Raw genomic sequence first — 25,278 nt, forward strand, 5'->3', positions numbered from 1 at the left:
CCGGAAGCGGAAGATGTTTTTTGCCCGAGTATATGAAGCCGGCGAGCTATCGTAAAATCACGAATAAACAACTCTGGTATCTGAAAATCAGATGGCGTTCGATCTCACCCTTCGGCAACTGCGCTATTTCGTGGCCGCCGCGCAGACCGGCCAGTTTTCGATGGCGGCGGCGAACGAGCACGTCTCGCAATCGGCGATCACCAACGCAGTTCTGGCCCTCGAAGGCGCGCTCGGCACGAAGCTGTTCGAACGTTTGCCGCAAGGCGTCGCGCTGACGCCGGACGGGCAGGATTTCCATAATCACGCGCGCCGCGTGCTCGACGCCGCCCGCGATGCAATGCACGAACCGCGCTTCCGCTCGCACGACATGCGCGGCGTTGCACGCATTGCGGCGTCCTATACGGTGCTCGGGTACTTTTTGCCGGAACTGCTTGCGCGCTTTCGTGCGACGTATCCGTTCATCGACTTCGATCTGCGCGACATGGAGCGGCCGCAGATCGAAGAAGCAGTGGCGAGCGGCGAAGTGGATATCGGCGTCGTGCTGCTCTCGAACATGCAGCGCGCGAGCCGTTTCGGCAGTCAGGTATTGATCCGCTCGCGGCGGCAACTCTGGGTCGCGCCGACGCATCCGCTCGCGCAGCAGCACACGGTATCGCTGAAAGACATCGCCGCGCATCCGTACATCATGATCACCGTCGACGAAGGCGAACATTCGACGATGCGTTACTGGCACAAGAAGCGCATCGAACCGAACATTGCATTTCGCACGAGTTCGATGGAAGCGCTGCGCGGACTCGTGGCGCATGGCTTCGGCGTGACGGTGCTGTCGGACATGGTGTTTCGTCCGTGGTCGCTCGAAGGCAAGCGCATCGAGGCGCGGCCCGTGCACGATGTCATTCCGCACATGGAAGCCGGCATGATCTGGCGCAAAGGTGCCACCTTGAGCGGTCCGGCAACCGCCCTTCAGCAGTTCCTGATTCACGCCTGCGGCGGCTGATGCAACTCAGGCACGCGCATTGTCGCGCGCCATTCGCCAAAGCGTCTCTTTTGCCGGTGTTTATTCGCTCTCAAGCCCTCGCCATACTCATGCCCGATGCGGCGATGTCCGCTGCGTGATCAAGCGAAGGTTTTTCATGAACATATCCCGGTTCTTCATCGACCGGCCGGTTTTCGCGGCCGTGCTGTCGGTGGTCATCCTGCTCGCGGGCGTGATTGCACTCACGAAGCTGCCGACAGCGGAGTATCCCGAAGTCGTGCCGCCTTCGGTCGTCGTGCGCGCGCAATATCCCGGCGCGAATCCGAAGGTGATTGCAGAGACGGTGGCGTCTCCCATCGAGGAACAGATCAACGGCGTCGAGAACATGTTGTACATGCAGTCGCAGGCGAATAGCGACGGCAACATGACCACGACCGTGACCTTCAAGCTCGGCACCGATCCCGATCGCGCGCAGCAACTCGTGCAGAACCGCGTATCGCAGGCGCTGCCGCGTTTGCCCGAGGACGTGCAACGTCTCGGCGTAACGACGATTAAATCCTCGCACACGCTCACGATGGGCGTGAATCTCGTGTCGCCGAACGATCGCTACGATCTCACGTACTTGCGCAACTACGCGCTCATCAACATCAAGGATCGCTTCGCGCAGGTGCCGGGCGTCGGTGAGGTGGTGTTGTGGGGCTCGGGCGATTATTCGATGCGCGTATGGCTCGATCCGACGAAAGTCGCGCGCCAGAATCTGACGGCCACCGACGTCGTAAAAGCCATGCGCGAGCAGAACGTGCAGGTTGCGGCAGGCATTGTCGGCGGCGCGCCGATGACAACGCACGTGCCGCTGCAATTGAGCGTGAATGCGCAGGGGCGTCTCAAGTCGGAAGAAGAATTTCGCCGCATCATTCTGAAGACATCGCCGGATGGCGCCGTCACGCATCTGGGCGATGTCGCGCGCGTCGAACTGGGCGCGTCGGAATATGCGTTGCGCGCCGGCATGGACGGAAAGAAGGCCGTGCAGATCATCATCTTCCAGCAGCCCAACGCGAACTCGCTGCAAATCTCCGACGATATCCGCAAGCTCACCGCCGAGTTGCAGAAGGACATGCCGGAAGGCGTGAAGGCCGAGATCGTCTACGACCCGACGCAGTTCGTGCGCGAGAGCATCGATGCAGTGGTGCATACGCTTTTCGAAGCCATCATTCTCGTCGTGCTGGTCGTGATCGTGTTCTTGCAGACGTGGCGCGCCTCGCTCATTCCGCTGCTCGCCGTGCCGGTATCGATCGTGGGCACGTTCTCGCTGATGCTCGCGTTCGGCTTCACCATCAACGCATTGTCGTTGTTCGGCATGGTGCTCGCGATCGGCATCGTCGTGGATGATGCGATCGTGGTCGTGGAGAACGTCGAGCGCAATATCGCTGCAGGGTTGTCGCCGCTCGAAGCCTCCTATGAAGCGATGCGCGAGGTGAGCGGGCCGATCATCGCCATCGCGCTGACGCTCGTCGCCGTGTTCGTGCCGCTCGGCTTCATGTCGGGCCTCACGGGCCAGTTCTACAAGCAGTTCGCGATGACCATCGCCATCTCGACAGTCATCTCCGCGTTCAACTCGCTGACGCTGTCGCCCGCGCTCTCCGCGCTGTTGCTGAAAGATCATCATGCGCCGAAGGACTGGCTCACGCGCGCGATGGACCGCGTTCTCGGGCCTTTCTTCAACGCCTTCAACAAGCTCTTCAATCGCGGATCGGAAGGTTATGGCAAAGGCGTGAGCGGCATCATCAACCGCAAGGCCGCGATGATGGCGGTCTATGCCGTGCTGCTCGGCGCCACCGTGCTGCTCGGCAAGATCGTGCCCGGCGGCTTCGTACCCGCACAGGACAAGGACTATTTCGTCAGCATCCTTCAATTGCCCGCGGGCGCGTCGCTCGATCGCACCGAAAAGGTCGTGAATGAAATGGGGCAGATCGCACGCAAGCAACCGGGTGTCATTCATACGCCCGAGTTTCCGGGGCTGTCCGTGACGGGACTCATGAATTCGTCGAGCAGCGGTCTCGTGTTTTCGGTCGCGAAGCCGTCGAAGGAACGCGGCCAAGGTGAAACCGGTGCGGACATCGTCGCCGGACTCAACCGCCAATATGCCGCGATCAAAGATGCGGCCATCGCCACGTTCCCGCCGCCGCCGGTTCAGGGGCTCGGCACCATCGGCGGATTCAAGCTGCAGATCGAGGATCGCGGCGCGCTTGGTTATGAAGCGCTGAACAAGGCCACGCAGGCCTTCATTGCAGCTGCATCTAAAGCGCCGGAACTCGGGCCTTCGTTTTCAAGTTATCAGATCAACGTGCCGCAGTTGAACGTCGAGCTGGACCGCGAGAAGGCGAAGCAACTCGGCGTGTCGGTCACCGATGTATTCGACACGATGCAGATCTATCTCGGCTCGCTCTACGTGAACGACTTCAACAAGTTCGGCCGCGTCTATCAGGTGCGCGCGCAAGCCGATGCGCCGTTTCGCGCCGATGCCGACAGCATCCTGCAACTGAAAACGCGCAACGAGCGCGGCGAGATGGTGCCGTTGTCGTCGCTGGTGAAGGTCACGCCGACTTACGGCCCGGAAATGGTCGTGCGATACAACGGCTTTCTCGCCGCGGATATCAACGGCGGTCCGGCGCCGGGCTATTCGTCGGGTCAGGCGATGGCGGCGGTCGAGCGCATCGCGAAGGAGACGCTTCCGCGCGGCATCAAGTTCGAATGGACCGATCTCACCTATCAGCAGACCCTGACCGGCAACGCCGCGTTCTGGGTCTTCCCGATCAGCGTGCTGCTCGTATTCCTCGTGCTCGCCGCAATGTACGAGAGCGTCACGCTGCCGCTCGCGATCCTGCTGATCGTGCCGATGAGCATTCTGTCCGCGCTTGCGGGCGTGTGGCTCACGCGCGGCGACAACAACATCTTCACGCAGATCGGTTTGATGGTGCTCGTGGGACTGTCGGCAAAGAACGCGATTCTTATCGTCGAATTCGCGCGTGAACTGGAAATGCAGGGACGATCGATCGTGCAGGCCGCAATCGAGGCATCGCGTTTGCGACTGCGTCCGATCCTGATGACGTCCATCGCATTCATCATGGGTGTCGTGCCGCTCGTGATCTCGACGGGCGCGGGATCGGAGATGCGCCGCGCAATGGGCATCGCGGTCTTCTCGGGCATGCTCGGCGTCACCTTGTTCGGTCTGATGCTGACGCCCGTGTTCTACGTGATCCTGCGCAAGCTTTCCGGTGCGAAGCCTTTGCGCGACAAGCGTGGCCGTCATGCGTCCATTCACGATCCCGACGATTCGCCCGCAGCGCCGGCGATGCATGTTCAAGCCGCGAAGAAGGAGCGCGAGCCTGAGTTGCAGGATTGAAGCGCGCGTTATGCGTCCGTGCGCTGCAAGGTTTCCGCCAGATGATTGACGACCGCGCGTGTCTTCGCCGCCATCTTCTGGCCGAGCGAAATGATCGCGTGCACGGGCGGCCCATCGACCTCGGCATCGGGCAGTACATGCACGAGCCTGCCCGCACGCACATGCGGCAGCGCAACCCGATCGAAGATCTGCGCGATGCCGAAGCCCGCCGCCGCTGCCTCGACGAGCGCCTGACCATCCGTGAGCACCAGCACCGGCTGCGGCGCGAAGTCTTTTGTCGTTGCACCGTGACGCAAGGTCCAGGGACGCAGACGGCCTGTCGGGCCGCGAAAGATAACGGCGTCGTGGGCGCTCAGATGATCGATGTCGGCAGGCACGCCCTTTCGTTCGAGATATTCCGGCGATGCATAGAGGCCGAGCCGAAGATCGCATAGCTTGCGCACGGTCAGCTCGCTGTCCTCGGGCAGCGCGCCGATGCGCACGACTACGTCCCAGCCCTCTCCGATGGGATCCGACATACGGTCGGTCAATGCCACTTCCAGCGTCACCTTCGGATGCTTCGCGCGAAAGTCGATGAAGCTCGGCAGCAGCAAGCGGCCAAAGCCCGCGGGCACATCGAGCTTCACGCGTCCGACCGGCTCCGAGCGGCGCGCAGCCAGTTGCTGCTCGGCTTCGCGCAATCCGTCTAGCGCATCGCGCGCCGCTTGCAGATAGGTCTCGCCGTCTTCAGTGAGGCGCACGGCGCGCGTCGTGCGCTGAAACAGGCGTGTGCCGAGTCGCGCCTCCAGCCGCTGCACGGCCTTGCCCACGTTCGACTTGCTGTTGCCCATCTCCTCCGCCGCGCGCGTGAAGCTGCCGGTCTGCGCGACGGCCACGAAGACGGCAATCTCGTTGATCGGTGCATCGGCGCGCTCGGTCATGGTTCGCTCCGTTTCTTGGGCAAGGGCATGCGGACGAGGAAGAAAAAGCGAACTGTAGCAGCTAACGAGCGGACATTCATTGTCGCCGCACACGCGCCAGTCTGACGCTTTGATGGGCGTTTATCGCTTCGCCGAATGTCGCGATACTTCATCCAACGCGACTTACGCGCTTCGATCAAACCTCATCGCTACAAGGCACATCATGAAACTCTATATCGCTCAAGCCACCTGTTCCCTCGCGGTACAAGCCGTTTTCAACGAGCTTGAACTGGCGCCGCAACTCGTGCATTTCGATGTCTTCGGCAAGACCACGTCCGATCAGTCCGACTTCGCCGATGTGAACGACCTGCTCTACGTTCCCGCGCTCGAACTGGACGGCGAAACGGAACCGCTGACCGAGACCATCACGATTGCGTCGTATATTGCGGACCTCTATCCCGAGTCCGGGCTGATTCCGAAGCACGGCACGCTCGAACGTGTGCGCATGGATCAGTTGCTGACGTTCGTCGCGACCGAAATCGCGCAGAAGCACATTCCGCTGATGCGCAAGCTGATGAAGCCCGAGGGCATTGCGTTCCAAAGCAACAAGCTGCTGAGCACGTATGGCAAGCTCGATGCGCGTCTCGCCGACGGACGCAGTTATCTCACGGGCGAGCAATTCACGGTCGCCGACGCTTACGTATGGGCCACGATGTGGCACGAGCGCTCGGGCGTCAATCTCGATCACCTGAAGAATCTCGAGGCGTATATCGAACGCATCGAGGCGCGCGCGTCGGTGAAAAAGGCCTTGCGCGACGAAGCGGACCTCGTCGCGGCGCATAAAGAAAGGCTGGCGGCGTAGTCCTGTTCGCTCGATGCCGACAGACATCGGCGATCTGTTCCTTGCTGCCCGACACATCGCTTTAGCATGACCGCTAATGTGACGGGCAGCATCCACCCATAAAAACTCGCTTAGCCTTTAGCAGTATGGCCAGGGCTTAAACGCACCGATCTTCTGCACGACGTTGGCACGGCTCTCGCATATGTAGCTGCGAGCGCAACGAATGATGCTCAACCAACCAACCGAGTCATTAGGAGATTCATCATGCTGAAGATCGACAACCTGGCTGTTAGCAAAGAACTCGACCGCGCTGAAATGGGCGCTATCGTCGGCGGCAACAGCATCTTCCAGAACAACGGCATCAACGCCAACCTGCAAGCCGGCGGCGTGTCGTTCGCCAGCCCGCAAACCAACATCGCTCCCGTGACGCAAGTCGACGCATCGACGCACACGGATGTCGACGTGACCAACGTCACGAAGTCGCTCGCCTCCGTGGGCAGCCTGCTGCAAGGCGTGAAGCTCTGAAGCGTGCGCTTCGAAGGGAGAAGAGACCGCGTGTGCGCTTCTCCTCTCTCTGAGCCCTGATAACGGGTGCGTCACGGCTCAGAGAGAGGTCCGCTATCCTTGGCGGCCCTCTCGTCTCTGGTGGTGTTCGATGGATTGGCTCGCTCTTGCAGCGGGCCTTTTTTCGTTCGCCTTCGTTTGCGTTAGTTTGAGTTCGTTTGCCTTCGTTTGAGCGCCGCGCTATGGCAAGCGAATGAACGGGCTGTTCAGGTATGGCGAATCCTGGAAGCGCCCAGGCAAGCGCTCTCTTAGGAATTGCTGAATCTGACTCGACGTGCGGGACACTTTGATTTCCGTGATCATCGACAAGGTCGCGCCGGCCGGCAGCGTCACGCTCTGATTGCTCAGCGGATTGAACCCCGCAAATGATACGACGGGGAGCACCGTCACCTGACCGAACGGCGGCGGCGTCTCCGTGATCGGTCCGTTCGTGATGACGGCCACCGTGGTCCCGGTGACATCGAGCCCGCTGTAGTCCGGCAATTCGAGACTCGACTGCGTCGGCTTGAATCCGAGCCCTGTCAGCAGTAGCGAAACGGGTGCGCCGCTTTTGTTCTGAACGTCGACCTTCTCCGAAAGACGCGAATTGAGCGTGCCTGCCGTGTCTCCGTCCACCGTGTAGACGATGCCGCCCACGACCGTGCCGCTGCCCGCACTCGTCGCGTAGCCGAGAACCGGTCCCTGTGCATGGATCTGATTGGCGCTTACGTGTGCGTCCGAATGCATGTGCCCCAGATCGAGAAACGACGATGGCCCCGACGGATAAATCAGTATTCGTCGCCCGTCCACGGTCCATTCGAGCGTTCTGACGAGCTGAACCGGATCGCCCGGCGTGTTGAGGTTGTAGATCGGATCGTCGCGCGTGACCTTGAGCGTCGAGTTATTGCTCGAAATGCTTACTGCATCGGCGAGAGCTAGGCCGGGAATCGTCAGCAGCGCGGCTACATACGGTATGGCTCGCATTTCAACCTCAATCGGTAAATCGAAGGAAGGCTTTGAGGAACCGCCAGTGTTCATGCGAACGCTTTGATCGTTTTTGTCTGACGCTTCATCGTTGATGAAACGTTAGTACAACGACAGTAGATTGCAAGAAACCTTATTTACTCACGATCGTGCATGCGATTTTTTAGCGCGAAAGTCCGTGTCTTTAGCGCGTGTTTGTCCGGCGCCGACTGTTTCTGTGGATTCGTCTTTACGAAGCCGACAGATGGCCTTAGGCGAGCGACCCTTGAATCAAGGTGTTTTCTGCCAACTCAAGAAAATTAACTCGCTTAATCAACGAGCTAGGCTAACCGAGGCGATCTTCTAGAGGCACTTGGCACACCTCTCGCATATGTAGCTGCGAGCGCAACGATTGGTGCTCAACCAACCAACCAAGTGATTAGGAGATTCATCATGCTGAAGATCGACACCCTGGCCGTTAGCAAAGAACTCGACCGCGCTGAAATGGGCGCCATCGTCGGTGGCAACAGCATCTTCCAGAACAACGGCATCAACGCGAACCTGCAAGCCGGCGGCGTGTCGTTCGCCAGCCCGCAAACCAATGTCGCACCCGTCACGCAAGTCGATGCTTCGACGCACACGGATGTCGACCTCACGAACATCACGAAGCAGCTCGCCTCCGTTGGCAGCGCGCTCGGCGGCGTGAAGCTCTAAGTCACTCTCACCTCACTCAATCACGTAATCAGGAGATTCATCATGTTGAAGATCGACAACATCGCAAACAGCAAAGACCTCGACCGCGCCGAAATGGAAGCCATCACCGGCGGCACGAACATCTTCCCCGTAGGCGGCAACGTGTTCCAGAACAACGGCATCAACGCCAACGCTCAAGTCGGCGGCGTGTCTTTCGCCAGCCCGCAAACCAACGTCGCACCCGTCACGCAAGTCGATGCTTCGCAGCACACCAACGTCGACCTGAAGAACATCACCGAGTCCCTCACCTCTGTCGGCAGCGCGCTCGGCGGCGTGAAGCTCTAAAGCACTCTCACCTCACTCAATCAAGTAATCAGGAGATTCATCATGTTGAAGATCGACAACATCGCAAACAGCAAAGACCTCGACCGCGCTGAAATGGAAGCCATCACCGGCGGCACGAACATCTTCCCCGTAGGCGGCAACGTGTTCCAGAACAACGGCATCAACGCCAACGCTCAAGTCGGCGGCGTGTCGTTCGCCAGCCCGCAAACCAACGTCGCACCGGTCACGCAAGTCGATGCATCGCAGCACACGAACGTCGACCTGAAGAACATCACCGAGTCCCTCACGTCAGTCGGCAGCGCGCTCGGCGGCGTGAAGCTCTAAAGCACGCTCACCTCACTCAATCACGTAATCAGGAGATTCATCATGTTGAAAATCGACAACATCGCAAACAGCAAAGACCTCGACCGCGCTGAAATGGAAGCCATCGCCGGCGGCACGAACATCTTCCAGAACAACGGCATCAACGCCAACCTGCAAGCCGGCGGCGTGTCGTTCGCCAGCCCGCAGACCAACGTCGCGCCGGTCACGCAAGTCGATGCATCGACGCACACCGATGTCGACGTGAAGAACATCACCAAGTCGCTCGACGCTGTAGGCAGCCTGCTCGGCGGCGTGAAGCTGTAACGCACCTCCCCTGAAGGGAGAAGGAACCAGGTCGACTGTCTCCTTCTCCCTCACTTGCCGTCACAAGCCGTATAGCCTTACCGTGTTGTCGTAGAACAGACTGAGCCGATCCTCGACTGAACGCGTGCGTACGATTTGCTTGAATCCGTCGAAGATGTCGGTCAGGCGGTCCACGACGCCATCGACTGGATGGTTGCTCGCAAACGAGCAGCGCTGCACACCGAATACATCGATTGCCGCGCGAACCACCGGACCATTGGACTCCACGCTCCAGTGCTGACCCGGAATGCAAATCCCCGAAATCTTCAGATGCACGTTCGGCTCGCGCGCGACGCATTCGAGTGCTTGTCGCCACGCGCTCAAGCCTTCCTTCGAACGGTCCGACGGCAAACCGGTATGGTTGATCACGATCTGCGTAGCCGGGAAATCGCGCGCCAGTTCCACAGCCTCACGCAAATGCCACCAAAAAACCTGCAATTCGAAAAGCAAGCCGTGCGCTTGCAGCTTCGCGTATCCGTCACGCCATTTCGGGTCGCGCATCGATCCGGGCGCGACGAAGTTATCGGTGTAATCGGCGCGCGAAACGGCTGTCGGCTTGTGTCGGATACCTTTGACGAGAGGATGGCCGCCATAGGCATCGAGCACGACGTCCACATCTTCGCGATCAAGCCACGCCTGCCCGCTCATCGCATGAGGGAAGCCATGTTCGCGATGCAGCGACTCGACCCAGCGCAACTCGCCCAGCGGATCGCTCGGGTCCCATTCGCCTTCGATCAGCACCGTCTTCACGACCTTGTGATGACCCGCCGCGCGGAAATAATCGTCGGGTAAGAATGTGCGCCGGATGTTGTCGTAATTGCCGTAACGAAAATTCCTGACCGGCTTGTCCGCAAGCCACGGATAGTAATTGCGTTCTATATCGAAGAAGTGCTGATGAGCGTCGGCAATCGGCAAGTCGTTGTCGGCGCCGGTCTCGAGAAATCGGAGGCGCAGCGTTTCAGTGTCGGAATTCATGTAGTGCTTGGCGAATGAAGGAGCAGGCTAAATAACCACGCGATAGAACTGCAATGCGTTGCGATAGAACACTTTCTCGAGCGCGTCACGACCGAGCGGTTCGAGCATCTTTTTCATACTGTCGATGAGCACGTCATAACTCACTCTCAAACCGGCAACCGGAAAATTGCTCGCGAACATGCAGCGTTCGACACCGAAGATCGATACGGCATCGAGCACGATCTGCCGGTTGTCGTCGGCATTCCAGGGCGCATCCTTCAGTCCGAACTCCGACAGCTTCACGAAGACGTTCGGCTGCCTCGCAAGTTGCTCCATGCCGCGCCGCCATTGCGCGAGACCTTCTGCGCTTCGGTCCCACGGAAAGCCGGTATGGTTCAGCGCGATTGGCGTGCCGGGAAACATGCGCGCGACATCCGCCGCTTCGGCGAGATACCAAGGCGGCACGCGCAAATCCCAGGAAAAGCCGAACCTGGCTAGCAGTGAAAAGCCTTCGAGCCACGCCGGATCCTGCATTGTTCCGCGCAAGCCTCGAACCGATTCTCCGGGCCGCGACGACGTGACCGGCTTCGAACGAATGCCGCGCACCAGCGGATACGCAGCATGCCCGGCGAGAATCTCTTCGGTGTCGGGCCGATCGAACCACGCATGCGCGACCACGGCGCCCGGAAAGCCGTATAGCTCGTGCACTTCATGCAGCCAGCGCGTTTCGGCGATCTGTTCGTCGCGCGCACGTTCCGCCTCCACATGCACCGTGCCGATCACAGGCTGCGCACGGACTGTCGCAAGATAATCGTCCGGAAGAAAGTCGCGGCAGATGCTGCGATAGTCGCCGAGAAAAAACGCCTCGTGATACTCGTCCTGCAACCACGGATAACGCCCGGCCGACAGATCCCACAAATGATGATGCGCATCGATGATCGGAATATCATCCGGCGCGATGTCTTTCAGCTTCATGCAGATAACGCGCCAACGCGGTTCGCTTTCTCACGTACGCGAGCCTTGAGCTTGTCCACGTTGACGACGAAGCGCGAGTGACTGCCCGTGCAGACCTGCTCGATATCGTCGAACACGGTAACATCGAACTTGACCGCGCGGCCCTCGATGCTCGCCACGCTCACTTCAATGCGCACCGTCATCCCGAGCAATGTAGCGCCTGTATGCGCGATATCGACGGCTGTGCCGACGGAGTTCTCTTCGTCATCGACGAAATCGAGCAGATAGTCGAGACATGTCCGTTCGATATCGTCTATTAATTTAGGCGTCGCGTAGATGCGCAGATCGTCGCCGAGAAACGAGATCGTACGGTCAACATCGACTTCAATGGTCCGCGAATAGTGTGCGCCGACGCGCAATGAATCGTTGATCATGGTTTAGTTTGCGGAAAGGAAGCCAGTAGATACCCAAGGCACGGCAACGAGCACGAGCAATGCGACCGCAAGCGCGCCGAGATATGGCCACACGCGTTTCATCGCGCCATCGGGATCGACCTTTGCGATGGCACAAGCCGCATAGAAGCCCACGCCGAAGGGGGGCGCGAAGAGCCCGAGGCCCATCGCGAAGATCGCGACCATGGCGTAGTGCACGTCGTTGATGCCGAGCGAACGCGCAACCGGAAACAACAGCGGCCCGAACAGCACGATTGCCGGAATGCCTTCGAGAAAGCTTCCGAGCAACACGAACGCCGCAGCCGATATCAAGAGGAAGCCCAACGCGCCGCCCGGCGCTGCCGCCATCAACAAGACAAGCTGACGAGAGAAACCGGACTGCGTCAACGCCCAAGCCATTGCAGTGGCGCAGCCGATGATGATCAGAATCGCGCCCGACAACGATGCCGTGCTGACGATGATCGGATAGAGCCGATTCCACTTGAACGAGCGATAAAACAAGAGACCGACAACGAACGTATACGCGACGCCTACCGAAGCCACTTCCGTTGCAGTAGCGATGCCTTCGACAACCGCCGCGCGAATCACGAACGGCAACGCCAGCGCGGGCAGCGCAACGAGGAACGCCTTGCCGACTTCACGCGGTTGCGCGCGTGCGACTTCTTTCAGTTCCCGCTTGCGGTTCTTGAACCAGATCACCGCGATCATCGCAAGCGCGCCCACGACAGCAGGCAGGAAGCCGCCCGTGAACAACGCGGAAATGGACACGCCCGTGACCGAACCGATGGTGATCAACACGAGACTCGGCGGAATCGTCTCCGACATCGCGCCCGATGCGCTCAGCATTGCGACCAGTTCGTTCTCGTCTTCGCCGCGCTTCTTCATCTCCGGAAAGAGTGCGGGCGCAACCGCTGCCATGTCCGCAGCCTTGGAACCGGAGATGCCGCTCACCAGATAGATCGCGCCGATCAACACATAAGACAGCCCGCCTTTGAAGTGGCCGATCAACGATGCAAGAAAGCGGATCATCGCCTGAGCCATGCCCATCGCTTCGATGAGCGCGCCGAGGAACACGAACAACGGAATGGCGAGCAGGATGAGACTGGACATGCCTTCGTCGATACGACCGATGACGATCAACATAGGCGTGAGCGTGACCGTGCTCAGGTACGCGACCGTCGACAAGCCGAATGCCACCATGATAGGCACGCCGATCACCACCATGAAGACCACGGCGACCACGAAGAAGATCACGAGGTTCCAGTTGCCGAGCGCGGTCATCGCCACTTTGAACGTCATGAGCGCAAGCGCGATGCCTCCGACCACGGCGGCCGAGATCACGAAATGCAGTGGCCGCGCCTGCTCCATGAGCCGCGCAATCGAGATCGCGAGCATCAGCGACAGTCCGACAGCGAGCGCCGCAACACGATATCCATTGGAGATTTCCAGCGCCGCGCTCGTGATGGCCCACTCTTCCGAAACGTATTCCCATGCGGGCGACAACAACGCCACGATGAACGCGATGACGACCACCGCGCCGAACGTATCGATGAACGCGCGCCGCGCGGGCCGCAGATGCGCGATGAAGGTCGTGAGTCGCATATGCTCGTTGCGGCGCAATGCGATGACCGTGCCGAGCATCGCGAGCCAGATAAAGAGCAGCGTCGCGAGTTCGTCGCCCCAGATCAGCGGATCGTGCAGCACATATCGATAGAACACGTTGGCGAACAACAGCACGACTTCGGCCACGACCAGTCCGGCGGCGCATAGCTCGGTCGACCATCGGATGCAGACATCGAGAATATGACCTGCCCTCGCCACCGGCCCCAAAGGCTTGCTCGCAACCGCCACCGGAATGTTTCCCATAGAAATGTCAGTGCTCATGATCCGCTCTTCCTCAGGAAAGCTGCCCGGAATACTTCTCCAGAAGTGCCCACGCCGCGTCGCCGTACTTCTTTTTCCACTCGGCATAGAAGCCCTTTTGCTGCAAGTCGGAACGGAACGCCTGCTGATCCACCTTGTTGAAGGTGACGCCCTTCGCGGTCAACGTCGGTTCGAGACTTTGATTGAGACGGATCACTTCTTCACGCTGCTTCATCGCCGCTTCGTTGATGTTGCGTGCCACGACATCCTGCACGTCCTTGGGCAGCTTCGGCCAGGTCTTGCCGCTTGCGAGAAGCCAGAAGCCGTTCCAGATATGGCCCGTCAGCGAGCAATACTTCTGCACTTCATAGAAGCGCGCCGACTGAACCACGACGAGCGGATTCTCCTGTCCCTCGACCACCTTGGTCTGCAACGCGGAATACGTTTCGTTGATGCTGATGCCGGTAGGCGCTGCGCCCAGCGTCTTGAACATCGACGTCCATAGCGGGCTGACCAGCACGCGAATCTTGAAGCCTTTCAAATCCGCAGGCGTGTTGATGGGCCGCGTCGAACTCGTGATCTGCCGGAAGCCGTTATTCCAGACCTTGTCCATTGCAATCAGTCCGGTCTTCGCGGCTTCGGCGCGCACATGCTTGCCGAGATCGCCGTCCATCGCGGCCCAGACCGCGTCGTAGTTCTTGAAGGCGAAAGGCACGCTCTCGATCGATGCAACCGGCACGAGCGTCGAGAGGATCGCGCCCGGCAGCGGAATGAAGTCGACGCCGCCCGCCCGGACCTGCGACAGCATGTCGGTGTCGCCGCCCATCTGTGCATTCGCAAAGACTTGCAGATCGACGCGGCCGTTCGTCTCCTTCTTGATCGCCGCAGACGCTTCGCGCATATGTGCGTTGAGGGGATGGCTGTCGGGCAAGCTGCTTGCGTATTTCAAAACGATCGGCGCTGCCTGCGCGAATGCACGACCCGGCAAGCTCATGCCGGTCGCCGTGGCGGCCATGGCAATTCCCGCCGTCGTCAAAAAGTCCCGACGCGTGATGATTCCACTCATGTTTGTCTCCTGAACTCGGTAATGCGCGATTGATCGCGTCTCTGACTCTGGTCACTGCTCCAGCGCCACGACTGCCTTTTCTTCGACCAGACGATCCACTTCGTCAATCGAATAGCCCGATTCCATCAGCACCTCTCTCGTATGCTGGCCGAGCAACGGTGCGGGACGGCTGCCGGATCGCTTCGCCTCGGAGAAGTGAATCGGCAATCCCAGACCTCTGACTTTGCCGGCCAAGGGATGATCGGTTTCGACGACCATCTCGCGCGCGATGGTCTGCGGATGCGCGAGCGCCGCCGCGATATCGAGCACGGGACCGGCCGGCAAGCCGATGCGATCGAACTGCGCCATCCATTCGTCGGTGCTGCGTCGCACGAGCAATTCATTGAGGATCGCGACGAGCGCCTCGCGATGCTCGAGCCTCAGTGCGTTCGTCGTGAAGCGCGGGTCGCTTGCGAGTTGAGGTGCATCGAGTACTTCAAGCAGCCGTTCGTAATTGCTTTGATTGGCCGCGCCGATGTTGATCCATCCGTCGTTCGTCTTGAACACTTGATACGGCGCGCTTGTCGAATTGGCGGAGCCCATCTTCGGCAGAATGGTGCCGTCCGCAAGATAGCTTGCCGCGGGCCAGAACATCTGCTGAAGGCCTGCTTCGAACAGCGACGTATCGACCATCTGTCCTCGCCCCGTTTGCAGCTTTTGCGCATAAGCGGCTGCGATGCCGAGCGCCGCCAGAATGCCCGAGTTGATATCGGCAACGGGGGAACCCGCCTTGACCGGCTCGCGTCCTTCTTCGCCCGTCATGCTCATCATGCCGCTCATGCCTTGCGCAATGAGGTCGAAGCCGCCTTTCTCGCCGAACGGGCCGGTGCGGCCGAAGCCGGAGATCGCGCAATAGATCAGTCCCGGATTCAGTTCTTTGAGAACGTCATAGCCGAGGCCGAATTTTTCCATCGTCCCGGCGCGATAGTTTTCCGTCACGACATCCGCATCGGATAACAAGCGCTTCAGTACTTCGCGGCCGCTTGCGCTTTTTAGATTGATGCCGATGCCCCGCTTGTTGCGATTGACGATCATGAACGACGCCGACTCGCCGCTCGGCAGAATCGGCGAGAAGCGACGCGAATCGTCGCCGTCGGGCACCTTCTCGACCTTGACGACATCGGCGCCCATGTCGGCGAGCATCATGCCGCACACCGGGCCGGACATGATGTGCGCCAGTTCAACTACTTTCATTCCACTCAGCGGACCCATTTCACTTTCCCTTGAAGACTGGCTTCTGTTTTGCATTGAATGCTTCGGCGCCGATGCGGAAATCTTCCGTGTCGAAGCAGTCGAGCGCCGATTCGATTTCAGCCGCCGTCAGCTCAGGCGATTGCGTCAGCCTGTTCGCCGCCTGCTTATGCCAGCGTGCGACGAGCGGTGCGCCGCGTGCAATGCGCCGCGCCGTGGCGATGGACTCTTCCTCGACGGCATCGTCCGCGACGACACGCGACACCAGCCCTTTCGCATACGCTTCCTGCGCGTTGAAGATGCGGCCTTCGAGCACGATCTCCATCGCAACCGCACGGCCCGCGAGACGAATGAGCGCGCCGAGTTCGGCATATGACATCGTGAGTCCGAGTTGTCCGACGGGCGCGCCGAAGCGGCTGGATTCGCCGCAAATGCGGATATCGCAAAGCGATGCAATCTCGAGGCCGCCACCGACACATACGCCATGAATCATCGCAATGACGGGATGACGGCATTGCTCGATCGCCTGCATGGCGGCGGTCGTGACTTCCGCATAGCTGCGCGCCTGTTCGCGATTCGAGCGTTGCGCGGCGAATTCGCCGATGTCCGCGCCTGCGGCAAAGGCCTTCGTTCCTGCGCCGCGCAGAACGACGCAGCGAATGTCGTCGTCGGCTGATAATGTCTGCATGGCTGCGCCGAGTTCACGCCACATCGAAAGCGTGAGCGCATTCATCTTCTCGGGGTTATCGAGCGAGATGATCACGATGTCGCCATCCCGCTTGATGCTGAGCTTGTCTCCCATTTCTTTTCCCTGGATGTGCGTCAGAACGACGCTTCGAGCATGGCCTGATAGTCGCTCTCGGAAGCAACGCGCGGATTGGTCTTGTGGCTATGGTCCTTGAGCGCACCCTTGATGATGTCGGGGAACATGTCGCGCGTGACGCCGACGCCCGCAAGCGTCGTGGGAAGACCAAGGCGATCCGTCATCTCCCTGATCGACGGTCCGACCTTCGCCGGATTCTCGAGCCCCATTGCTTGCGCGAGCCGCACGAGCTTGGTTTCCTCCTGCACGCTCGGCGCCTCCTGATTGAACGCGATCACGGCCGGCAGAAAGATTGCGTTGAGCGTTCCATGATGCAAACGCGGATTGATGCCGCCCAGCGAATGACTGAGGCTGTGCACGCAACCCAGGCCTTTCTGAAACGCGAGTGCGCCTTGCATCGATGCGCTCATCATGTTCATGCGCGCGACCTTGTCGTCGGGATGGGCGGTGGCGCGCTCGATATGACGCCACGCGCGCCAGAGACCATCGAGCGCGATGCCGTCCGCAGCCGGATTGAACGCGGGCGCCATGAAGGTTTCGATGCAATGCGCAATCGCGTCCATGCCCGTTGCTGCGGTCATCACGGGCGGCAGCTTCAATGTGAGTTCGGGATCGCAGATCGCGGCTTTCGGCACCACGAACGGCGAGATCACGCCGACCTTTCTGCCGTCGTCGAGAATCAGGATTGCGCCGCGACCGACTTCGCTGCCGGTGCCGGCCGTCGTCGGAATCGCGATCACGGGTGCTGTCTTCGACGTGATGCGCGTCGCCCCGCCTTCGATCACGGCGAAGCTTTGCAACGGCCCTTCATGCGTCGCACACACCGCCACGCCTTTGGCGAGATCGATCGACGATCCTCCGCCCACCGCGATGATTCCATCGCATTGCTGCTCGATATAAACGTCCACCGCTTCCCGCACTGCGGCTTCGTTGGGATTCGGCGGCGTTGCGTCGTAGACCGGCACGTCATGGCTCGCGCCCAACGCCGACAAAACCTTATCGACGATGCCCACGGCCTTGATGCCGCGGTCGGTAACGATAAGCGGGCGACTGATTCCAACCCGTTCGCATTCGCTCTTCAAGAGCCGCAAGGCGCCGAACTCGAACTGTATCTGCGTGATGTAATTGATAAGGGCCATGGTTGATCGACAGTTATATTTGAGCGAAAACCCGGATAGTAAGAACCCTGACTTACGAGGGTTAACGTTAGGCGCAGAGCTTTACGCAACGCGGGTTTGATGCGGCAGTATAGGCAGCGGCCTAAACGGCCGGAATTGACAATAATGAATACGGGTATAACTATTCCTCAAGCCGGCGCATGACTCCTTCGCTCAACTCCATCATTTCCCGCCTGCATCTCAAACAGTTGCGCCTGCTTATTGCGCTTGCCGATCATGGTTCGCTGCTAAGCGCGGCCAAGCAGGTCTCGCTGACTCAACCGGGCGCCAGCAAAGCCCTGCATGAAATCGAAACCACCTTTGGCACGGCGTTATTCAACCGGACGAGCCGAGGGCTGGAACCGAACGACATCGGCCATTGCGTGATTCGCTATGCGCGCCTCATTCATACCGATGTCGCGCACTTGAGAGAAGAAATCGTCGGCATCATGCGCGGGCACGGCGGACGCGTGTCCGTGGGCGTGATCATGGGCGCGGTGCCGCGCGTCATCGATGCGATCTCGCATCTCGTCACGCGGCATCCCGAGATGTCGGTGGAAATCGTGGAAGATACGAGCGCGGCGTTGCTCAGCCTGATCGACGCAGGCAGGCTCGACCTCGCCGTTTGCAGAACGACGATCAGTCAAACGCCTTTTCTTTACGACAGCGTCAATCTTCAAGAGGAGACGCTCGCGGTCATCGCCAATTTGAGCCATCCGTTTCAGCATGCGCGCAAGCTTCATCTAAAAGATCTCGCGGATGTCCGATGGGTCGTTTATCGCGCCAATATGCCCATGCGAATGCTGCTCGAACGAGAGTTCCGTGAAGCCGAAATTCGTTTTCCAAGGCACCTGGTGGAAACCACATCGGCGTTCGCCACGCTTTCGCTATTGCAAAGCAATCCGTCTTTTGTCGCGCTCGTATCGATCGATGTCGCCGAATTCTTTAGTCAGCATGGAATGACCGGCATTCTTCCGCTCAAGCTTTCTTCCAAGAGCGAACCTTATGAACTGGTCACGCGACGAGGCGCGCCGGTTTCGGCGGGCGCGCGGCTGCTCATGGAAGAACTCTTGGCGCGGCTCGACGGTCCCGAAGCCATCGCTTAGAACCTCGCTATAAAAGGGGCATGACCTCGGGTTATAGCCCTAGTCGCAACTCTCAGTATCGGGTCGAGAACGTGTTGTCTACACTCCGCCGCAGCCGAATAGAAACGGCAAGAACATCAACGGAGACAGCTTCATGGACGAGACTTATCTGCGCAGACATTTTTTCAAGAACATTGCAGCCTTGTCGGCGGGAGCGTTGGCGACATCCATCATCCCGGGCGGGGTTTCAGCGCAGACGCAGACACCGGCCGAGTGCGAAGCCGGCGTGATCGCGGCCGGTGGCCCGGACGTGCAGAGGCGATACATCAAGACGCCCACGGGATACTTCATGGTGCTGCGCATGGGCGATAACGTCTTCGAGCATCTGACGAGTTTCGCGCTCGCCGAGAACATTCCTGCGGCCTCGGTCACGGGCATCGGCTTCGGTCATCCTACGTTCGGATTCTGGAACGCGAGCAAGAAAGACTTCGACGCCAAGACCTTTCGCAATGTCGAGATGGGCAGCCTCGGCGGTTCGGTCGCATGGAAGGAAGGCAAGCCGTCCATTCATATTCATGGCATGGCCGGCGACAGCAACTTCACCGCCTATGGCGGCCATCTGCTGAATCTCGAAGTGGGCACCGGTTCGATGGAAATCACGCTGATCGTGCATCAGAAACGGCTCGAGCGTTCGATCGATCCGTGCATCGGCGCCAACGTTCTGGGCATCGGCGGCTAACGCGCGAACTCGGTGGTCTTTACGGCCTCCGCCAGATAATCGACGAAAGAAGCGATCCGCGCGGAGATTGCCGTGTTGCGATAGTAGACGGCATTGATCGGCTGCCGCACTTCTTGTGTATGACGCGCAAGAATTTGCACGAGCCTGCCCGCGCGTCGATCGAGCAGCGTCATGAAATCCGACAGACACACGATGCCCGCGCTTTCCAGCGCGAGATGCCTGAGTGTCTCGCCGCTCGACGAAGCAATGGCCGGCGTGATGCGATAAGGCTCGCTGTCCGGCCCGGAAAGCGGCCACACGTTGAGCGATTCCGGCTGCGTGAAGCCCAGCAGCGAGTGATTCGCCAACTCTTCCACACGCTTGGGGTGCCCGTGCGCCTGAAGATACGCCGGCGTCGCGAGCACCCTGATCCTGCTGCTGCCGATCGGTCGGCTATGCAGCGTCGAGTCCTTTAATCGTCCGATACGGATCGCGACATCGGTGCGCCGCTCCAGGAGATCGATCACGCCTTCGTTGCTGTTCAACTCCAGTTCCACATGCGGATAACGTTCTCTGTAACCCGCGACGAGCGGCACGATCACATGCAGCATGAACGGCGTCGCCGCATCGACACGCAGCAGCCCTGACGGCCGCTCGCGACGCGCGGCGATCTGTTCCTCAGCGCTTTCCACGGCATCGATGATCTCGCGCGCATTCTGCAGAAAGCTCTTGCCTTCTTCCGTCAGTTCGAGACGCCGCGTGGTCCGGCGCAGCAAGGTCGTCTGCAGCTTCTCTTCGAGCCGCCCGAGCGTGCGACTCGCGCCGGACACCGTCTGATTCAGCTGATCTGCTGCGGCCGTGATGGAGCCTGTATCGACCACCGTCGCAAAGGTCTGAAGCTCGTCGAGCGTGATTTTCATCGTTGATTTTTTATCAAAGGTCGTTCCTTTATAGACCGGCTTTCGTGCAAAAGTAAAGCGTATGTCCTTTGACGTGCAACGGCGGTCCGCATCCTTGATTAAAAATCAAGATTCTTTCGCCTTTCAACTGGTTATTCGAATGAATCGATGCGTGCAGAATGCGAAGCATCGTAGTTGCACATGCAATCAAAACGGAGGACGCATTCCATGAACCTCATTCCCGCTTTCGGCCTCGGCACCTTTCGCCTCAAGGATCAGGTCGTCAAGGATTCGGTACGCAACGGAATCGAACTCGGCTACCGCGCCATCGATACCGCCCAGATTTACGGTAACGAAGCCGACGTCGGCGAAGCGATCGCGGCCTCGGGCGCGGGCCGCTCGGATATTTTTCTGACGACGAAAATCTGGACCGACAATTACTCGCGCAGCAAGCTCGTGCCGAGCCTCAAGGAGAGCCTCTCGAAGCTGCGCGTCGACGAAGTGGATCTCACGTTGATTCACTGGCCCGCGCCGAACAATGGCGTGTCGCTCGAAGAATTCATGAGCGCGCTCGCGGATGCGAAAGCTCAAGGGCTCACGAAGCAGATCGGTATCTCTAACTTCAACATCGAGTTGACGAAGCAGGCGATCGCGGTGGTCGGCCGTGACAACATTGCGACCAACCAGATCGAGTTAAGCCCGTATCTTCAGAACCGCAAGCTCGTCGAGTTCCTGCGCGAACAGGGCATTCATGTCACGTCGTATATGACGCTCGCGTACGGCAAGGTGTTGAAGGATCCAGTGATCGGCGAGATCGCCAAACGGCATCATGCGACGCCCGCTCAGGTGGCGCTCGCATGGGCGTTGCAATCGGGCTATGCGGTGATTCCGTCGTCGACGAAGCGCGAGAACCTCGCGAGCAATCTGCTCTCGCAACAACTCCGGCTCACGGACGAAGACATGACGCAGATCGCCGCGCTCGAACGCAACGGACGCGAAGTCAGCCCCGAAGGCCTCGCGCCCGTGTGGGACTGAAGCAGCACGGACGCGTGTTTCAAGCGCGTCCTTCCTTGACATCGCCGATATCACCGTAGGCGACCCGCACCGACGGCACGAACCACGCAAGACACAGCCCGATGAACGCCGCCATCGCGGCCACGACGAGACCGACATGGATCGACGTGACCAGCGCAGCACGCGCCATGTGCATCATCGCGTCGCCGGACTGCCCGGCGCTTACGAGACGCTCGATCAGCGCCGACTGTTCTGCGCGGTCTATCAGCAGGTCCGGGCTCGCGAACGACTTGAGCCATTGCGTTGCCTGATACGTGTCGAGCGAGCGATGCACGCTGTTCGCGTAACGATGTCCGAGCACCGCGCCGGTAATCGCCGTGCCCAGCATGCCGCCGAAGATGCGCAACGATTGCAGCAGCGCCGTCACCGCGCCGATCTGCTCGCGCGATACGATCTGCTGCGAACAGATCGTGAGGTTCGTCGCGACGAGCCCGAGTCCCAGACCGCTCGCGCCCATGCACGCCATCCACACCGAATGCGGCTCGCGTCCGTCGAGCGAAACGAGCGCAAGACATCCGATCACGCACAGCGCAAAGCCGATATACATGAGCACATTCGCGCGCCTGATGCGCGTCACGATGCGATTGTTCAGCATGCTGCCGACGCTCGTGCCGAGCAACAGCGGCGTAATCAACATGCCCGAAGCATGCGGCGACATGCCGAAGCCGCCCTGAAACAGCAGCGGTATGTAGAAGGCCATCGAGAAGAGTGCGAAGCCGCCGAGCACGGAGATCGCGAACAGCGCGGCGAGCTTGCGGTCGATCAGCACATCGACGGGCACGACCGGATAGCCCATGCGCTTTTCCCAGAAATACAGCGTCGCACCGAAGACCAGCGTGATCAGCGCGAGCAGGATGGTCGTGCGGCTCACGCCTTCGCGCGGCAGCATTTCGATCAGCAGTTGCAGCGCACCGAACGTTACGGCCACGACGCATGCACCGAGCCAGTCCAGTTGAATCCGTTCGCGCGTCTTCAGATGCCGCATGTTCGGCACGAACATCAGCACGAAAATCAGCGCGACGATACCCACGGGCACGTTGACGAAGAAGACGAGCCGCCAGCCGCGCATCTGCGTGAGCATGCCGCCGAGCGTCGGACCGATGACATTGGCGATGCCGAAGCTCGACGACACCAGCACGAGCCAGCGCAGCCGCAGCCGGGGATCGGGAAACAGGTCGGCCACCATGGCGAAGACCGTCCCGAGCAGAATGCCGCCGCCGATGCCCTGCACCCCGCGCGCGATCACGAGGAACAACATGCTGTTCGCGAGTCCGCACAGCACGGAAGCGCACGTGAACAACACGATGGCCGCGAGAATGAAATGCTTGCGGCCGAACAGATCGCCCAGACGTCCGAAGATCGGAATCGTGATGACGGAGGCGAGCATGTATGACGTCGCGACCCACGCGTAAAGATCGAAACCCTTCAGGTCCGCGACGATGCGCGGCAACGCCGTGCCGACGATAGTCTGGTCGAGCGCGACCAGCATCGTGACAAACGCGATGCCGAGCATGGCAAGCAGCGACTCGCGAAACGGCAACGCCTGCCGCTCCGGATCATGGGCGGCGGCAAGCGGCTCCATCGCGAGCCTCAGTCGATGCGCGAATTCACGCGATTACTGGCCGCCTTCCTGAATCGTCAGAACATTTTTCACCGACGTCACGCCGCTCACGCCCTTAGCAATCGACGTGGCCTTGCTGATCTGCGTGGCGTCGGACGCTTGTCCCGATAGCGTGATGGCGCCGTTTTTCGCGATCACGTGGACGCCGACCAGATCGATGCCGCCCTTCTGCAGCGCCTGAGACACCTTCTTGCTGAGCGCCCGATTGGCCTTGCGGGCCGACGCCTTCGACGTTCCGCCACTTGCCGAGGGCGTCGCCGACTGCGTTGTCGTCGCGGTTGCGTCGCTCGTCTGCGACCATGCGTTGAACGACGAAACAACCACGAGTGCCGCGCCTGCCAGCTTGAGCGAATGGATCATTTTCATTGGAGTGCTCCCGTCTTAGGCTTCGATGAATGCGCGATTGCGCGAAGGTGCGTCTGAACCATTCTAGTCGGCGAGTCGATACATGAAAGGTGGACTTTTATCCGCCAAGGGAGCAAGGTTCGAATGCCGCGACATTGATGTAAATGCAGAATTTCTCTTGAAGCGTCCGCGCCGCACGCACGCACCGGGAAACGAGGCTAACATCGTACTATTCGCGGACAGCGTCGTCATAGAGATATAGAGACATAGAGACATAGAGACATAGAGACCGCCGGGACGGTCCGGACAACGCCGACCCGACTTGCATCGCCCGTTCCATCCGAAATTTGACATGTAATCATTCGACATGCAGACAATGGAGGCCTGGAGATGAAGAAGAGTTCCGCAGCCGTCTGGATCCTCGTCGCGATGGTCATCGGCATCGGGGTCGGCTATATGGTCTTCACCAGCTTCCCCGACAAAAAATCCGCTACGGAAATTGCGGGTTACATCTCCCTCGTGTCGGACGTCTTCCTGCGCCTCATCAAGATGGTGATCGGTCCACTCGTGTTTTCCACGCTCGTGGTCGGCATCGCGCATATGGGCGACGCGGCCTCGGTCGGGCGCGTGTTCGCCAAGGCGCTCGCGTGGTTCGTCACCGCTTCGGTCATTTCGCTGTTGCTGGGCCTGTTGATGTCGAACCTGCTCAGGCCCGGCGACAACCTCGGGCTGCCCTTGCCGGACATCGGCGCGTCGGCGAATCTCGCAACATCCAAGTTCACGCTGAAGGACTTCGTCGGCCATATGGTGCCGAGATCGTTCGCCGAATCGATGGCCAACAACGAGATCCTGCAGATCGTCGTGTTCTCCATGTTCTTCGGCGTTGCATTGGCGGCGCTCGGCGAACGAGGCAAGGTTCTGCTGGCCGCGATCGATCAGCTCTCGCACGTCATGCTCAAGATCACCGGCTATGTGATGAAGCTCGCGCCGTTGGCCGTGCTCGCCGCGATGGCCGCCACGGTCGCGGTCAACGGGCTCACTATTCTCCTGAAGTTCGCGGTCTTCATGGCCGACTTCTATCTGAGCCTCTTTCTGTTGTGGGGATTGCTTTCGCTCGCCGGCTTCCTGTTCCTCGGGCGACGCATCTTCAAGCTGCTTTCGCTCATCAAGGAAGCGTTCATGCTGTCTTTCGCGACAGCAAGTTCCGAAGCCGCTTATCCGAAGATCCTCGACGCGCTCGACCGCTTCGGCGTCAAGCGCAAGATATCGAGTTTCGTCATGCCGATGGGTTACTCGTTCAACCTCGACGGCTCGATGATGTACTGCACGTTCGCCACGCTGTTCATCGCGCAGGCCTACAACATTCATCTGTCGCTCGGCACGCAGCTCACCATGCTGCTGATCCTGATGTTGACATCGAAGGGCATGGCCGGCGTGCCGCGCGCATCGCTGGTCGTGATCGCCGCCACGCTGAACCAGTTCAACATTCCCGAGGCGGGCTTGTTGTTGATTCTCGGTGTGGACACGTTCCTCGACATGGGCCGCTCCGCAACCAACGCGGTGGGCAACTCGATCGCGAGCGCGGTGGTCGGCAAGTGGGAAGGCGAGTTGTTATCGGAGGCGGATGCGGCGGCGAACGAAGCGCGTATCGAGTCCGAACAGGACGCAACGCTCGCGCACCCGGCGCAAGTCTGACGGAGACCGAGCC

The 25,278-nt window shown here is 59.9% G+C and carries 25 protein-coding genes; 12 read left to right on the forward strand and 13 right to left on the reverse strand.

What is annotated here, in order from left to right; genetic code table 11:
• The first annotated feature begins 91 nt into the window (after window positions 1–91).
• Both BRPE64_RS28400 and BRPE64_RS28405 read left to right on the forward strand, forming a co-directional pair.
• Window positions 92–997: a LysR family transcriptional regulator gene (locus BRPE64_RS28400; RefSeq protein ID WP_016348433.1), complete on the forward strand. Its 906-nt coding sequence runs from the start codon at window positions 92–94 to the stop codon at window positions 995–997.
• A gap of 136 nt (window positions 998–1,133) precedes the next feature.
• Window positions 1,134–4,379, forward strand: a complete 3,246-nt coding sequence (locus BRPE64_RS28405; protein ID WP_044043495.1) for an efflux RND transporter permease subunit — start codon at window positions 1,134–1,136, stop codon at window positions 4,377–4,379.
• An 8-nt stretch (window positions 4,380–4,387) separates the two neighbouring features.
• On the opposite strand, the gene BRPE64_RS28410 is transcribed toward BRPE64_RS28405, so the two are convergent.
• Window positions 4,388–5,299 (reverse strand): LysR family transcriptional regulator, encoded by a 912-nt coding sequence (locus BRPE64_RS28410; protein WP_016348436.1) that lies wholly within the window; start codon window positions 5,297–5,299, stop codon window positions 4,388–4,390.
• A 202-nt stretch (window positions 5,300–5,501) separates the two neighbouring features.
• Between BRPE64_RS28410 and BRPE64_RS28415 the strand changes: the two genes are divergently transcribed.
• Together BRPE64_RS28415 and BRPE64_RS28420 are read left to right on the forward strand one after the other, a co-directional pair.
• Window positions 5,502–6,140, forward strand: coding sequence for a glutathione S-transferase family protein (locus tag BRPE64_RS28415; RefSeq protein ID WP_044043496.1), 639 nt, complete (start codon window positions 5,502–5,504; stop codon window positions 6,138–6,140).
• A gap of 243 nt (window positions 6,141–6,383) precedes the next feature.
• Window positions 6,384–6,644 (forward strand): hypothetical protein, encoded by a 261-nt coding sequence (locus BRPE64_RS28420; RefSeq protein ID WP_016348438.1) that lies wholly within the window; start codon window positions 6,384–6,386, stop codon window positions 6,642–6,644.
• Window positions 6,645–6,863: 219 nt separating this feature from the next.
• Here the strand turns inward: BRPE64_RS28420 and BRPE64_RS28425 are convergent, their stop codons facing one another.
• Window positions 6,864–7,646, reverse strand: coding sequence for a hypothetical protein (locus BRPE64_RS28425; protein ID WP_016348439.1), 783 nt, complete (start codon window positions 7,644–7,646; stop codon window positions 6,864–6,866).
• A gap of 432 nt (window positions 7,647–8,078) precedes the next feature.
• Here BRPE64_RS28425 and BRPE64_RS28430 point away from each other — a divergent pair, with 432 nt between their 5' ends.
• Genes BRPE64_RS28430 through BRPE64_RS28445 form a run of 4 tightly spaced genes read left to right on the forward strand, consistent with a single transcriptional unit; the run spans window position 8,079 to window position 9,290 of the window.
• On the forward strand, window positions 8,079–8,339 hold the full coding sequence (locus tag BRPE64_RS28430; RefSeq protein ID WP_016348440.1) for a hypothetical protein: 261 nt from the start codon (window positions 8,079–8,081) through the stop codon (window positions 8,337–8,339).
• Window positions 8,340–8,381: 42 nt separating this feature from the next.
• Window positions 8,382–8,663, forward strand: a complete 282-nt coding sequence (locus tag BRPE64_RS28435) for a hypothetical protein (protein WP_016348441.1) — start codon at window positions 8,382–8,384, stop codon at window positions 8,661–8,663.
• A 42-nt stretch (window positions 8,664–8,705) separates the two neighbouring features.
• Window positions 8,706–8,987 (forward strand): hypothetical protein, encoded by a 282-nt coding sequence (locus tag BRPE64_RS28440; protein WP_016348441.1) that lies wholly within the window; start codon window positions 8,706–8,708, stop codon window positions 8,985–8,987.
• Window positions 8,988–9,029: 42 nt separating this feature from the next.
• Window positions 9,030–9,290 carry a hypothetical protein gene (locus tag BRPE64_RS28445; RefSeq protein WP_016348442.1) on the forward strand — a complete coding sequence of 87 codons (261 nt, stop codon included), beginning with the start codon at window positions 9,030–9,032 and terminating at the stop codon, window positions 9,288–9,290.
• 60 nt (window positions 9,291–9,350) lie between these two features.
• Here BRPE64_RS28445 and BRPE64_RS28450 read toward each other — a convergent pair whose 3' ends face one another.
• From BRPE64_RS28450 to BRPE64_RS28485, 8 genes are read right to left on the reverse strand one after another with little or no spacing between them, the layout of a single operon-like run.
• On the reverse strand, window positions 9,351–10,304 hold the full coding sequence (locus tag BRPE64_RS28450; protein ID WP_016348443.1) for an amidohydrolase family protein: 954 nt from the start codon (window positions 10,302–10,304) through the stop codon (window positions 9,351–9,353).
• A gap of 27 nt (window positions 10,305–10,331) precedes the next feature.
• On the reverse strand, window positions 10,332–11,258 hold the full coding sequence (locus BRPE64_RS28455) for an amidohydrolase family protein (protein WP_016348444.1): 927 nt from the start codon (window positions 11,256–11,258) through the stop codon (window positions 10,332–10,334).
• Complete coding sequence (locus BRPE64_RS28460) at window positions 11,255–11,671, reverse strand: thioesterase family protein (RefSeq protein ID WP_016348445.1); 417 nt, start codon at window positions 11,669–11,671, stop codon at window positions 11,255–11,257. Before BRPE64_RS28460 ends, BRPE64_RS28455 begins: the two co-directional genes overlap by 4 nt.
• A gap of 3 nt (window positions 11,672–11,674) precedes the next feature.
• Window positions 11,675–13,573, reverse strand: coding sequence for a TRAP transporter large permease (locus BRPE64_RS28465; RefSeq protein WP_044043498.1), 1,899 nt, complete (start codon window positions 13,571–13,573; stop codon window positions 11,675–11,677).
• A 13-nt stretch (window positions 13,574–13,586) separates the two neighbouring features.
• Entirely contained in the window at window positions 13,587–14,618 is a 1,032-nt protein-coding gene (locus BRPE64_RS28470; protein WP_044043500.1) for a TRAP transporter substrate-binding protein, read from the reverse strand.
• A gap of 51 nt (window positions 14,619–14,669) precedes the next feature.
• Window positions 14,670–15,869 carry a CaiB/BaiF CoA transferase family protein gene (locus tag BRPE64_RS28475; RefSeq protein WP_044043502.1) on the reverse strand — a complete coding sequence of 400 codons (1,200 nt, stop codon included), beginning with the start codon at window positions 15,867–15,869 and terminating at the stop codon, window positions 14,670–14,672.
• A 1-nt stretch (window position 15,870) separates the two neighbouring features.
• Window positions 15,871–16,650 (reverse strand): enoyl-CoA hydratase/isomerase family protein, encoded by a 780-nt coding sequence (locus BRPE64_RS28480; RefSeq protein ID WP_016348449.1) that lies wholly within the window; start codon window positions 16,648–16,650, stop codon window positions 15,871–15,873.
• Window positions 16,651–16,670: 20 nt separating this feature from the next.
• The gene (locus BRPE64_RS28485) at window positions 16,671–17,810 is read right to left on the reverse strand and encodes an iron-containing alcohol dehydrogenase (RefSeq protein WP_016348450.1); all 1,140 of its coding nucleotides are present in this window, start codon (window positions 17,808–17,810) and stop codon (window positions 16,671–16,673) included.
• A 179-nt stretch (window positions 17,811–17,989) separates the two neighbouring features.
• On the opposite strand from BRPE64_RS28485, the gene BRPE64_RS28490 reads away from it, so the two are divergent.
• Entirely contained in the window at window positions 17,990–18,934 is a 945-nt protein-coding gene (locus BRPE64_RS28490) for a LysR family transcriptional regulator (RefSeq protein WP_016348451.1), read from the forward strand.
• A 133-nt stretch (window positions 18,935–19,067) separates the two neighbouring features.
• On the forward strand, window positions 19,068–19,652 hold the full coding sequence (locus tag BRPE64_RS28495) for a PPC domain-containing DNA-binding protein (protein WP_016348452.1): 585 nt from the start codon (window positions 19,068–19,070) through the stop codon (window positions 19,650–19,652).
• Here BRPE64_RS28495 and BRPE64_RS28500 read toward each other — a convergent pair.
• Complete coding sequence (locus BRPE64_RS28500; RefSeq protein ID WP_016348453.1) at window positions 19,649–20,551, reverse strand: LysR family transcriptional regulator; 903 nt, start codon at window positions 20,549–20,551, stop codon at window positions 19,649–19,651. The genes BRPE64_RS28495 and BRPE64_RS28500 overlap by 4 nt on opposite strands.
• A gap of 207 nt (window positions 20,552–20,758) precedes the next feature.
• Here BRPE64_RS28500 and dkgB point away from each other — a divergent pair, with 207 nt between their 5' ends.
• Window positions 20,759–21,565, forward strand: a complete 807-nt coding sequence (gene dkgB / locus BRPE64_RS28505) for a 2,5-didehydrogluconate reductase DkgB (RefSeq protein ID WP_016348455.1) — start codon at window positions 20,759–20,761, stop codon at window positions 21,563–21,565.
• 19 nt (window positions 21,566–21,584) lie between these two features.
• Here dkgB and BRPE64_RS28510 read toward each other — a convergent pair whose 3' ends face one another.
• Complete coding sequence (locus BRPE64_RS28510; protein ID WP_016348456.1) at window positions 21,585–23,186, reverse strand: MFS transporter; 1,602 nt, start codon at window positions 23,184–23,186, stop codon at window positions 21,585–21,587.
• 33 nt (window positions 23,187–23,219) lie between these two features.
• Entirely contained in the window at window positions 23,220–23,591 is a 372-nt protein-coding gene (locus BRPE64_RS28515; protein ID WP_016348457.1) for a BON domain-containing protein, read from the reverse strand.
• Window positions 23,592–23,960: 369 nt separating this feature from the next.
• Here BRPE64_RS28515 and BRPE64_RS28520 point away from each other — a divergent pair, with 369 nt between their 5' ends.
• Window positions 23,961–25,265, forward strand: a complete 1,305-nt coding sequence (locus BRPE64_RS28520) for a dicarboxylate/amino acid:cation symporter (protein WP_016348459.1) — start codon at window positions 23,961–23,963, stop codon at window positions 25,263–25,265.
• The last annotated feature ends 13 nt before the right edge of the window (window positions 25,266–25,278 follow it).

The sequence above is a fragment of the Caballeronia insecticola genome, from assembly GCF_000402035.1.
Classification (GTDB): Bacteria; Pseudomonadota; Gammaproteobacteria; order Burkholderiales; family Burkholderiaceae; genus Caballeronia; species Caballeronia insecticola.